Consider the following 12649-nt stretch of genomic DNA (forward strand, 5'->3'; position numbering starts at 1 on the left):
TAACACCGTTAGAAAAAGAGAAGCGCTACTTTAATAAAAACCTCTTATCAGGTGTCCTAAATTAGTTGACCACTACACCCTAAGATAAGTTGATAAATTACAAAACCTTAAAACTGATAACGTAAGCCTAAGTTAAATTCATGAGCAGAGGCGTCGTTGATCTCAAAGCCATCGCTGAAGCCGTCTTGCCCTGTTTGTACGTCGCCACCAAAATCGATGTATTGATACTCTCCATATAAATGGGTGCTTGGGGTCAATGCATAGCTTGCACCTGCTCCAATATTCCACGTAAATTCGCTAGAGTCGCCATCAGCGTAGTTGTCATAATAGCCATCTGCTTTGCCATCAAATGCATCAAACCCTGCTACGCCAGTTCCGCCCAATCGAGCAGAATAGTCATTTTTTGAAAGTCCAATACCTGCTTTAGCGTAAGGGGTAAATGAGGCACTAATTGGGAAATCGTAAAACCCTTCAAGAGTCATCGTTAAGCTTTCAAACTCACCATCTAAAATGTATTGCTCGCCATCACGAGCGCCTGTACCGTAACGTGAGTCATCAATATCAAAGCTACGTTTTGCCAATCGACCTTCTATACGTAGGTTCTGGTTAAACTGATAACCCAATCCTATACCGCCGACCATACTATTATCAGCTTCAAATGAACTTGGGAAATCATTATCGGTTGCAATATTATTACCATAGGCTTTTGAATCAGTATCCGCAATGCTATAGCCCAGTTGTGCTGTGCCATATAGACCTTCTGTCATATCTGCCATGGCGACTGTAGGTAGTGCAAATAAGCCCAAAACAGCAAAGGTAGATAATGCTTTTGCGTTGGTTAAAAATGTCATAAGTGTTCCCTAATTAAAAAGGTGTTCAAAGCCAAAGTGGTTTAGGGAACAGGTTATCGCGTCTACTGATATTTTTAGAACGTACTAGAGTCTGTTGAGTGTTCCTACATCACTGCTTACGTCCTCCTTTACAACCTCGTCGACAATATTTTGACATCAACAGTCATTAAAAATGTCGTTATGATATTAAATTAGCCTTCAGTTGTCATAAAATCACTAGGTTAAAGTTAGTAATATTACTAGCAAGCTGTTGAATTATCTAACAATACAATAAGTCAAGTAGTATGAAATTATCTGATACCTGCATAGCAATATTTTTGGGACATCTCTGATGTTTTTATAAAAATGAAGGTTGAATAATTAAGAAAAACCATCTAATAATAGGTCTATAAGTTCTAGACATTTATCTAGCAACTTATATCCACTACTATTAGGAAATAAATACAATGACGTATAAAAATGTAACTGTCGCGGGAAGCGGCATCCTAGGCTATCAGATTGCTTTTCAGGCCGCATTTCATGGTTTTAATGTCAGTGTCTATGACATCAATGATGAGGTTTTAGAAAAAGCAAAGTCAAAATTTCAATTGATGTGCAAGGCTTTTCGAAAGGATTTGAGGGCAACTCAAGAGCAGTTGGATAAGGCCTTTGACAATCTCAGCTACACCTCAGACTTAGCAGAAGCAGTCAAAGATGCTGACCTGATGATTGAAGCCATTCCCGAGATTCCTGAGATTAAAATCGAATTTTACGAAAAACTTGCCAAACTAGCGCCAGAGAAAACCATCTTTGCGACCAATACCTCTACCTTGCTTCCTAGCCAGTTTGCAGAATCAACGGGACGACCTGCGCAGTTTTTAGCGCTACACTTTGCCAATAAAATTTGGATGCATAATGTCGCCGAAATCATGGGACATCCTGGCACAGATCCTAACGTATTTGATGAGGTTGTTGCTTTTGCTACTGCCATCGGTATGGTGGCAATGCCGCTGGATAAGGAGCAACCCGGCTATATCATGAACAGTTTGTTGGCGCCTTTTATAGATGCAGCTTTGCAATTGGTTGCAAAAGAGGTTGCCGATCCACATACGATAGATAAAACGTGGATGATAGTAACTGGCGCGCCGTCAGGTCCCTTTGCCATATTGGACACTATCGGTATCAACACCGCCTACAACATCACAAAACTATCTGCTGAAAAAACTCAAAACCCTGTAAGGTTTAAGGCTGCTCAATATTTAAAAGAGCAATTAATCGATCAAAACAAACTAGGATTCGCGACTGGTGAAGGATTTTATACGTATCCAAACCCTGCCTTTATGCAACCTGATTTTTTAAAATAATACATAGCTCTTTATCCATCATAGTTTGTTATAGTCAATCCTCTATAAAAGAATGGCAGCATTACTTATAAAACCAAAAAGACCTTCAAGCAATTGAAGGTCTTTTTTAATGTGCGGAAGAACAACCCTACTATCAGATTTGTATAACCAAGCTTTGGAGTTCGTTAGAGGTTCGTTAGAAATCAGCTTGATAAACACAAATATTGCAGTAAATACGCTATGCAAAGAACCGTTATTTTTCTCTTCTTAGCATATCAATCAGCTTACCCGCTAATGGGAAAGAAACTAGCTGTGTCAATGGAACGAGTATGATGGTTTCAATTAATACCACCACCGGTAGGCTTAAACCCTGAGTTATAGGCTTCAATAACGTTAATACAATTAGGAGCGTTGGATACAGCCCTATATATCCTATTAATATGCGTATAAGTCTATCTTTAGAATTCTGATTCATTGCCTACTACCTATTGATAAAACGATAAAAGAAAAACCTTTAAGCGACAAAAACAATAATTGTCGCTTAAAGATTGACTGTTTTTGAATGTTCAACAAGTCCTAAATTGACAAATAAAAATAAGGCCATTAATGGCCTTATTTTTACTGCTTGGTTAACTATTTTTGATAGTAAGGATAATCACTATAACCAACGTCAGTGCCGCCATACATCGTGGCAGGATCTACTTCATTGAGTGGCCAGTTATTGGCGATACGCTCAGGTAGATCTGGATTAGCGATAAAAGGACGACCAAACGCAAATAAATCACCGTAGCCTTTTTCTAAAATGTTCACGGCTTTTTGTACCGTGTACTTGCCAGCATAAATAATACGGCCTGAAAATTCTTCTCTGACTGCTTGATAGAAAGTGTCTGGTAAATCAGGCGCATTGTCCCAATCGGCTTCTGCAATGGACAAATAAGCAATGCCAGCTTGTTCAAGCAACTTGACCGCTTCGACATACGTATGATGGGGATCTGACTCTACCAAGCCTAAATACACACGTGTCTCAGTGGTACTGGCAAATAATGGCGCAAAACGCACGCCCAAACGATCAGCACCCACCACATCACTGACAGCAGCCACGATTTCTTTTAAGAAGCGCAGACGATTGGTCAACGACCCACCATATTGATCATCACGTGTGTTGCTATGTTCAGAAATAAACTGATTCACCAAATAGCCATTGGCACAATGCAACTCTACCCCATCAAAACCTGCCTCCAATGCATTGCGTGCGGCGGCCGCATACATCGTTACCAGTTCACCAACTTCATCAGTGCTAAGAGCTCGTGGCTCACTTGGATCAGCCAATGCGCCTGCACCTGGGCCTGTTTCAATAAAGACTTTTACGTTGTCAGCAGCAATCGCTGATGGGCCCACAGGCTGAGCACCTTGCGGCTGCAAACTGGTATGAGACACACGCCCAACATGCCAAAGCTGAGCAAAAATAATACCGCCTTTGTCATGTACTGCTTGCGTGACTTTTTTCCAGCCTTCAACTTGGGCTGGTGAATGAATACCTGGCGTCCAAGCATAACCTTGACCTCTTGGCTCAATCTGCGTACCTTCCGTCACCATAAATCCAGCTGACGCGCGCTGTGCATAATAGCTGGCCATTAAGTCATTAGGGATATTGTCAGGTTGCGTGCTACGAGAGCGTGTCAATGGCGGCATTACGATGCGGTTTTTGAGCGTATAAGGCCCAAGTGCTACAGAGGAAAATAATGTCTTTGTATCTGGAATAGGTTGTGTCATAAGTGTCTCTTTTAAAGCAGCTGTTGGCTTATTATTGAGTGTATTTGGCCTGTTTTGATGCTTAATAGCCCATTTAGTGGCTACTTAAGCAATGTTGGTCAGCATAGCGTTTTGCAGGTACAATTAGAAACAACCACTTATTGTTTAAGATACAACTATTAATGGTATGCATTATGAATGGAATGAATCGGCTCGATATTAAGCAACTTAGAGTATTACAAGCGCTGCTTGATTTAAAAAACCTCTCGCAAGTCGCACGCAAAATGGGGCTGACTCAACAAGCCATCAGTGAGCAACTGCGTAAGTTACGTGAGGTGTTTGATGATCGCCTGTTTATTCGTCAAGGCAATAGCATGGTGGCAACGCCAAAGGCGCTATCGATGGAGCAATCCCTTGACGATATCCTAAAACAGTTGGAGGATTTGTTAGAGCCAGAAGTCTTTATGCCGCACACATACAAAGGCGTCTTTACGATTAGTGCGACCGACTATGCGACGCAGGCATTGTTACCGCAACTGTTTAATATTACACGACGCGACGCACCGGATCTGAAGTTGATCGTACGCGACTTTGCTTCAGACAATATTAATCAGCTTATTGCAGCTGGCGAGCTTGATTTGTTGATTACCTTTCCCGAGTTTATCCCCGATAATTTATCGTATGTCACTCTGTTTGAAGAGCAACATTTATGCGTGACGGGTTGTGAAAATACCTTTGCCACAGAGGTATTTACACTGGCACAAATTGCCGCACACCCGCAGCTGGTGGTATCACCGTCGCGGGCTAATTTACGAGGCTCTCATGATCAATGGTTTTCAGAAAAAGGTCTAAAACGAAATATTGTGATGTCGGTGCCTAGCTTTTCGGCCGTACCCAATATTCTGAACACCACTGACATGATTGCGTTTTATCCTTCGCGATTATTGCCGAGCAGCAAGGTCAAAGAGCTTAAGATTGAAGCGTTGCCCCCCACTTTTAAAGTCATCGCGGCATGGCATCCACGTACCAACGACAGCGGTATACATCGTTGGTTGATTGAGCAGTTACAAAATCTATAGCATATAGGGCGCGTGGGCTGTTTTGATTAAAGCTTTTTCAGCAGCATATCGTTAAAAATCTAACAGATACCCTATACCCCGCCCGCGCCGCGACTGGATGCTTCACTATTTTCAACCAATATGGCCGCTGCTGTTGTTTTGAGTATCGCCCACTGTTCATCATCCACATAGACACCTTCTTTCCATGCACGCTGGTGGGTTTCAAATAGCGCATCTGTCGATATTTTACGGTCAAAATGCTGGATATCGTGTTCAATATCAAAGTTTTGCGTTGCAATCTCAATGACCATATCATTGGTATTGTAATTTGACTGTGCCTTGTCAAAAAAGTAAAGGTCAGGATAGACAAACCCTTGATTCAACGTAAATAGCGTATGCTTGGGTACAGAGCCATTGTCCCATTTGGCCAAACAAGCATAGCCTTTGGCCGCCAGCCCTACCAGCTCGCTATAAGCCAGCCAGCGGTTATGGCAGTTCTGTAAATAAATATGAAAATGCGCCAAATCACCCATTTTTTCAAGGGCATAATCGATGATCGTCGGCAAATGACAAGCCAAGCTACTACCGTGCAAATCTAAACGAATAGCGCCTTTCTCTTGATGGACAATATCGATTGGCGTATCGCTCTCGGTTAAAATATACGGACTGGCATTGTTAAAGTGTCTGACACCATCCAAGCCTGCCATCTGTAACTCAGCGACCATCGTGGCAATCACATCCGCTTCACCCACTTCTCGATGCATCCCAGTAAAGGCTTTATACACCATTGCTACGATTTCATTATGCGATACGATCATGAGTCAAAACCTCCCTGCTCTGTCGACAAATCGGGTAATAGAGGAAACAGCCATTCATCACTATGCACTTCTGCAAATAAAGGTGCGCCTTGAAACAAGGTGATTCGCACCCAGCGATCTGACCTCGGATCAAATTTGGTCGCACCAAACATCGACAATTTACACCGTAACAGATGCATGGGTAATGCGGTTTTATGCAAGACATTCATCTGAATATCACCCAGCTGCTTATGTCCCATCGTCCAAACACGGCGCGCAATTGAGCGGTATTTTGGTTGATTTAAAGTAAACTCAGAAATCAGTTGCTGAGAGTTAACTTGTTTAAGCGCAAAATACAACCTGTTTGCTTGCCTTGCGATGTCTAGTGCAAGCTCACGATCCGCGCCCGCCTCTTGCCCGCGCACGCCCATGCGTGGCTCTTCTTTATCCACCGAACGATACCAAAACCAATGGCTATTGTCAGGTTGGCCAAAATCAATATTAATCGCCCACTGATAATGCAATTCTAAGACATCGAGCAAGTCTTGGATGACTTTGCCCTTCGGTAGCGACAAGGTTTCATCGGCATTTATCTTTTTTTGAAATGCATCGACACGCTCAGGATACAACTCCATCAAGCAAGAAATGATAACCTCTTGGCTCTCAAGACTCAAATCATGATGCGCTTGCAAAAACTCTGCCCATGTCGCGTAATTATTAATACTTATCATCAGGTTGTTTTGTAATACTGTTAACTCTGTGACGACTGTTTCATTGAGTTTGATTTGCTGCTCGTTGATGGTGACAATCTCACCAAAATGCTGAATGGCACGTTTGATTAAGCTCGCAAAATGCGCCGTTTCTTTGGGTTCAACCTGACAAATTAACGTCGCTTGCAGTGCTTCCTCACGGGTGGTCAACCATTGATCAACCACGCAAGGATGATTAATCAAATACGGCGCCATACCTAGACCAGTGGCATTACCAACTCCCAAGTAACGCTTAATCTCTGGATGCAGCGCAACTGCTTTGCTACCGCCCTTTTTCTTGGCCAAGTAATCGACCCAGTCTAGGCTAAACTCACGCAGCAAATACACAGCACACATCTGCGCGCGAAACGATTGGTCAAAGTCTTCACTATGCTCTAACGGTTTAAAATCATAAATACCAAATTTACCATTGCCATAGACGGCCGTGGTACGCAAGATATAACCCACTTGCGCTAACACATCTAAATCTGGTTGCTGACCGGCAGCGAGCGAGCTCACAATATGATCAAAGACTCGTACGCTCTTGTTTGCGCGTGCCAGCACCATCAACATATTAGAGTTACGACCTGCTTCTTGCAACGGCACATTGGCTTGTAAGTTATCCAGCAGTTCTTCGCTTATCTCGCCAAACACTAGACCAAATGTTACATCCCATTTTTGGGCAATGACTCTATCGTTACGCTCGTCATCCGCCAGCTCGTTGCAGAACACCACCAGATGATATAGATGCTCTGGCGTATGTAGACGATAGATAACTTTGCCATAGCCATTCTCATCTAAATCCCACAAATGGGTGCTGAGCGTCCATTTTTCTTTATCAATCTTACGCAGTAATGTGCGCACAAAGCTGATACGGGTTTGATGCATCGCGCCCAATCTTTGGGCATCCATAATCACATCACGAGTACGAAAACCTGTACCCAGTGAAGGCGGTTTGACATCGATACTTTTATTATTCACATTATTTGTATAAACCATATTCATAATTTCACTACCTTACCTAATATATCGAGCCAGCAGCTTCGTTAATACTCTTAATAATAATGTTTATCGGTAAATAAGAAATCAGTCGTGTAGATGAGGGCTGGTTGCTTATTTACCGTTTGGTGATCAATAACTTTAGTCCATTTTTTGCGCCATACTGTCTTTAGACATTTTTTCTGTAGATCCTTTATTTTCTGTAGACGCTTTAGCGAGTTCTTCTTCGCTTATTTTGTGTCTTACCTCTACCTTGTTAGGACGATACAAGTCTTGCTCTCGTGCCATTTTTTGTGCGATTTGTGGACCGTTCCATAACGACGGCAGCAGCACAAAAGACACGGGCACCGCAGTAATGACGATAAAGGACTGCAACGCTGACACACCACCCGAACCTAGAGAGATTAAAACAATCGCCGTCACCCCCATCATGATGCCCCAAAAGGTACGAATCATGGCGTTTGGTTCACGCTCGCCACTGATGACCACACTGATGGTATAAGTCATCGAGTCGCCAGTGGTCACGATAAATACCGTCGTCAAAATCAAGAACAATATCGAGGTAATCAAAGGAAATGGTAGTTGCTGCGTGACGGCTAATAATGCACCGGGTAGATTGAAGCCTTCAAACGCACTACTGACACTACCAGGGTTGGCAATCTCAAAGGCCAAACCAGAGCCGCCAACGACGGTGAACCAAAAGCACGTCACGAGCGGCGCAATGATACAAACAGTGGTAATCAATTGGCGAATGGTACGACCGCGTGAAATACGAGCGATAAATATCGCCATCATCGGGCCATAACCCAAGAACCAACCCCAAAAGAATACCGTCCACCAGCTCAGCCAACCTTCATCACCGCGGAACGTCGCCATTGGAACGAAGTTGTCAATCATCGTACCCACGCCTTGGATATAACCATTGACAATAAAATTGGTCGGACCAAAGAGTAAGATGAAGACCATCAGTGCAAACGCCAAAATGACGTTAAAACGGCTGAGCAACTGCATGCCTCGGCTCAGGCCACTGATCGCAGACAACGTATAAAGCACGATAGCAAAGACAATGATAATAAGCTGAGTGGTAAACGTATCAGGAATACCAAACAAGGTGTTCAGGGCATAGCTGGTCTGCAAACCCAAGAAACCAATGGGGCCAATCGTACCCGCAGCCACGGCCACAATACAGCAAGCATCAATGATTGCGCCTGTTTGACCAGTCAGCACACGCTCGCCAAACATCGGATACAATAGCGTGCGCGGCTTCAGCGGCAAGCCTTTGTCATAATGCAAATGCATGATCACAATCGCGGTCAAACTGCCCACGATAGACCACGCCAAAAAACCCCAATGCATAAATGATTGGGATAAGGCGTTAAAAGCGCGCTGTTGTAGATCGGCTGATTCACCGTATAAAGGAGGTGCTGACACGAAATGCGCGATTGGCTCGGCGGCGGCCCAAAAAACCCCACCACCTGCAAGCAAAGTACAGAATAAGATAGCCATCCATTTGAAACTGTCTATCTCGGGTACGGGTAAATTGCCCAAAATCACACGCCCCGTACGACCTGCACCAACCGCTAACGCGATAACAAAAGTGGCAAGAAGCAAAATTTGCCAAAAAGGCCCAAATATCTTGACGGACCACGCAAAGCCTACTTCAACTATTTTTGCTAAGCGTGCTTCTGCAAAGATTGCCATTAAGACAAAAGCCACAATGAAACCACCACTGTACCAAAACGCTGGGTTTTTGAGACCTAACGAATCGATAGAAATGGCGGCGGCTTTGGTCTCACTTGCACCTTCATTGACAGGCGCAGAGCGTCCTTGCTCACCTTGTTTAAATCCCTTTAAATCGGCCATGATGTGGCTCCATATGCTAGCGTTGCGTTTTAAATCAGAGGGGTAGCAATGAGGATACAACCAAACAACCTCACTATACATACTATCTAATTCGAAATTACCTACTTCAAATGGGTATACGCTATAAGACGACAGACGTCTTATAGCGATTTCGAGTAACCGTTGATTGAAACACTGTTTTAAGACTGATTGGTTAAGCCAAAGGCTTTAAGCCTTGCTCTAAAAAATCGAACCAGTTTTGACCGATGACTTTTCCAGCATCACTTTCATTGAAACCGTGCTTTAGCAGACCGTTATAGATATTTTCCATACCGTCTTTGCCAGCGAACCATGGCAAAGTATCTGGCCAACCTGAATTATTGGCATTGCCTTCACCATAATCCATCGCTTTTGACCAGCGACCATTACGCATCCACTCAAGCACGGCTTGCGGTTGATTGAGACATAAGTCACTGCCAATCGCTAAATGCTCGACGCCATATTTATCAGCGCAATTGGCAATCATGGTGCAAAAGTCATTAAGCGTACAGTCACTACCATTTGGCAAATGGAATGGATATAAACTAAACCCTAACAACCCGCCTGCTTGGGTCAAGGCACTGATGACCGTGTCTGACTTATTACGCAAGGCCTCATGAGCCGTGGTCGGATTGGCATGGCTGATACATATCGGACGCGATGACACTTCTATCGCCTCAAGCGTTGATCGCTCAGCGCTGTGTGACATGTCAATAATCATACCGACACGATTCATCTCAGCGATGGCTTGCTGACCAAATCGGGTGATGCCACTGTCATTCTGCTCATAACAGCCTGTCGCTAGTAAGCTCTGGTTGTTGTAAGTCAGCTGCATAATCAATAGACCTAAGCGCCGCATCACGCTAATCAAACCAATTTCATCATCAATTGGTGAGCAGTTTTGCGCGCCAAAAAAGATGCCAACTTTGCCCTGCTCTTTTGCTGTTTTAATATCAGCCACTGAGTACACGGGCAAGATAAGATCTGAGTTTTGCTCAAAGCGTGCATGCCATTCAGCAAAGCGAGTCGTGGTTTGGCGAGCGTCTTCGTGATAGACCAAGGTGGCATGTACCGCATTGATACCACTGGCTTGTAGCATCTTAAAGTAGTCGCGATCCCAATGGCTATACTGTAGTCCGTCAATGACGATATGATCTTGGTACATATCAATTCCCTTTAATACTTTTATAAGTGACCGCTATCATTTGCTATTCAGTGCGTGTTTACACCCTGTCGCATCGATAGCGGCTAACATGCTTGTCAAACAGGTTTCTAATACGCTTTTTGATAAGCGGTCTTGACGATGGTATAGAACTCTTTGGCATATTGACCTTGCTCACGCGGGCCAAAGCTTGACTGTTTACGGCCACCAAATGGCACGTGATAGTCCGTACCTGCAGTTGCCAGATTGACCATGACGCAGCCTGCTTGTACTTGCTCTTTGAACATCGCACTGTTGCGTAAGCTCTGGGTGATGATGCCGCCCGTCAGACCAAAGCGCGTATCATTGGTCATGGTAATCGCTTCTTCTAGGTTTTTGACACGCAAGACACACGCCAGCGGGGCAAACACTTCTTCTTGGTTGATATCCCAGCTGTTATCCGTCTCAGTAAACAACGTGGGCGACATATAGTAGCCGTCATGCGGCATCTCTAGACGCTCACCGCCAAACGCTAAATGAGCACCAGACTGTTTGGCTTTTTCGATCCAGTCCATGTTTGATGCCAGTTGCTTGTCATCGACGACAGGGCCCATAAAAATACCGTTTTCGAGTGCATGACCGACCTTTAAGGTTTTCATTTTGGCAATCACACCGTCTACAAACGCATCGTGAATACTGTCCATCACGATGAGGCGTGAAGAAGCCGTACATTTCTGCCCTGAACCGCCGAACGCACCAGCCACTGCCGCATCGATAGCGACTTGCAGATCAGCATCATCAGCGATGACCAAGGCGTTTTTGCTGCCCATCTCAAGCTGACAACGGATAAAGTTTGGTGCAGTAGCAGCAGCGACTTTGCGACCTGTTGGTACAGAACCTGTAAAGCTAACGGCGTCGATGTCTGTAGAATTGATGAGGGCATCACCGACTGACGAGCCGCCACCCAATAGTAAGTTAAACGTACCTTCTGGCAGGCCTTGACGATGAATGATTTCAGCCAATGCGACCGCGCTGGCTGGTGTTAAATTTGCAGGCTTCCAAATGACAGTGTTACCAAACGCTAATGCTGGCGCGATTTTCCATACAGCGGTGGCAGTTGGAAAGTTCCAAGGTGAGATAATGGCAACCACACCGACTGCTTCGCGGGTGACTTCGACCTTAACACCAGGGCGCACTGAATCAGCCGTATCACCCATTTGACGCAACACTTCGGCCGCATAGTAATGGAAGAACTGGCCTGCGCGATAAATTTCACCGCGACCTTCCGCAAACGGCTTACCTTCTTCAAGAGACAACAGCGTACCTAGCTCATCACAACGAGCAATCATTTCATCGCCAATCGCTTGTAGGATAGACTGCTTTTTTTCTAAAGGAGTCGCTTCCCACTTTGGCTGGGCTTGACGCGCCGCCGCAATGGCATCTTTGACTTGATCGCTACTCGCTTGTGCGAACTCGCCGATAGTTTCAGTGATATCAGATGGGTTAATATTGGCAACGGTATTTACGCCTGCCTGCCATTCACCATTGATGTAAAGTGATTTGGTTGGGTCTTGCTGCAATATCTGTTGGGCGGTGTGAGCTGACATAAGAGCTTCCTTGATAAAGTATTAAAAGATGGAATATTAAAATTAGATTTAAGGCACAGCGGCATATACGACTAGCTCTACTAGCATCTCTTCACGAGCCAATCCGGCTATCACCAGCGCTGCCCGATTTGGGTATGGTGCTTCAAAGTATTCAGCATAGACTTGATTGACGGTTTTTAGATAGTCGCGATCGGTCACATAGATCATGACTTGTAGTACCGAATCCATGCCAACATTGGCACATTCTAAAGTATGCTTAAGGTTGTCTAAGGTTTGTCGTGCCTGTGCTTCAATACCACCTGCAACCACATCACCATTTTCATCAATAGGAATCTGCGCGGTGTATAAGGTTCCATTATTAGTGATGGCCCACTCCAACGGTGCTTTAGATGCATAAAGCGAGGTTTTAACGGCCTGTTTGTTTGAGTGAGTCATCATATTGTCATGTCCTTTGATAAATGGTTTCAGCAGTAAGTAATCTGAAATTTATTT

Annotated in this window: 11 protein-coding genes; 2 read left to right on the forward strand and 9 right to left on the reverse strand. The window is 44.3% G+C overall.

What is annotated here, in order from left to right:
* Positions 1 to 107: 107 nt before the first annotated feature.
* Positions 108 to 851 (reverse strand): outer membrane beta-barrel protein, encoded by a 744-nt coding sequence (locus tag QL982_RS09860; RefSeq protein WP_290164650.1) that lies wholly within the window; start codon positions 849 to 851, stop codon positions 108 to 110.
* 446 nt (positions 852 to 1297) lie between these two features.
* Between QL982_RS09860 and QL982_RS09865 the strand changes: the two genes are divergently transcribed.
* Entirely contained in the window at positions 1298 to 2194 is an 897-nt protein-coding gene (locus QL982_RS09865; RefSeq protein WP_290164649.1) for a 3-hydroxyacyl-CoA dehydrogenase, read from the forward strand.
* Positions 2195 to 2426: 232 nt separating this feature from the next.
* Here QL982_RS09865 and QL982_RS09870 read toward each other — a convergent pair whose 3' ends face one another.
* Both QL982_RS09870 and QL982_RS09875 read right to left on the reverse strand, forming a co-directional pair.
* On the reverse strand, positions 2427 to 2648 hold the full coding sequence (locus QL982_RS09870) for a hypothetical protein (protein WP_290164647.1): 222 nt from the start codon (positions 2646 to 2648) through the stop codon (positions 2427 to 2429).
* 158 nt (positions 2649 to 2806) lie between these two features.
* Positions 2807 to 3934 (reverse strand): alkene reductase, encoded by a 1128-nt coding sequence (locus tag QL982_RS09875; protein ID WP_290164651.1) that lies wholly within the window; start codon positions 3932 to 3934, stop codon positions 2807 to 2809.
* 185 nt (positions 3935 to 4119) lie between these two features.
* On the opposite strand from QL982_RS09875, the gene QL982_RS09880 reads away from it, so the two are divergent.
* A complete protein-coding gene (locus QL982_RS09880; RefSeq protein WP_290164645.1) occupies positions 4120 to 5004 on the forward strand; it encodes a LysR family transcriptional regulator in 885 nt (294 codons plus the stop codon).
* Positions 5005 to 5075: 71 nt separating this feature from the next.
* Here the strand turns inward: QL982_RS09880 and QL982_RS09885 are convergent, their stop codons facing one another.
* The 6 genes from QL982_RS09885 to QL982_RS09910 form a co-directional block, all read right to left on the reverse strand.
* A complete protein-coding gene (locus tag QL982_RS09885; protein ID WP_290164643.1) occupies positions 5076 to 5801 on the reverse strand; it encodes a DUF3726 domain-containing protein in 726 nt (241 codons plus the stop codon).
* Entirely contained in the window at positions 5798 to 7534 is a 1737-nt protein-coding gene (locus tag QL982_RS09890; protein ID WP_290164642.1) for a hypothetical protein, read from the reverse strand. The genes QL982_RS09885 and QL982_RS09890 overlap by 4 nt, the downstream gene beginning before the upstream one ends.
* Before the next feature lie 135 nt (positions 7535 to 7669).
* Positions 7670 to 9391, reverse strand: a complete 1722-nt coding sequence (locus tag QL982_RS09895) for a BCCT family transporter (RefSeq protein ID WP_290164640.1) — start codon at positions 9389 to 9391, stop codon at positions 7670 to 7672.
* Between the two features lie 193 nt (positions 9392 to 9584).
* Positions 9585 to 10574, reverse strand: coding sequence for a membrane dipeptidase (locus tag QL982_RS09900; protein WP_290164638.1), 990 nt, complete (start codon positions 10572 to 10574; stop codon positions 9585 to 9587).
* Positions 10575 to 10681: 107 nt separating this feature from the next.
* The gene (locus tag QL982_RS09905) at positions 10682 to 12157 is read right to left on the reverse strand and encodes an aldehyde dehydrogenase family protein (protein WP_290164637.1); all 1476 of its coding nucleotides are present in this window, start codon (positions 12155 to 12157) and stop codon (positions 10682 to 10684) included.
* Between the two features lie 48 nt (positions 12158 to 12205).
* Positions 12206 to 12595: a RidA family protein gene (locus QL982_RS09910; RefSeq protein ID WP_290164635.1), complete on the reverse strand. Its 390-nt coding sequence runs from the start codon at positions 12593 to 12595 to the stop codon at positions 12206 to 12208.
* Positions 12596 to 12649: the final 54 nt, after the last annotated feature.

Origin of the sequence: Psychrobacter sp. 5A.1 (genome assembly GCF_030407455.1) — a bacterium.
Taxonomy (GTDB): Bacteria; Pseudomonadota; Gammaproteobacteria; order Pseudomonadales; family Moraxellaceae; genus Psychrobacter.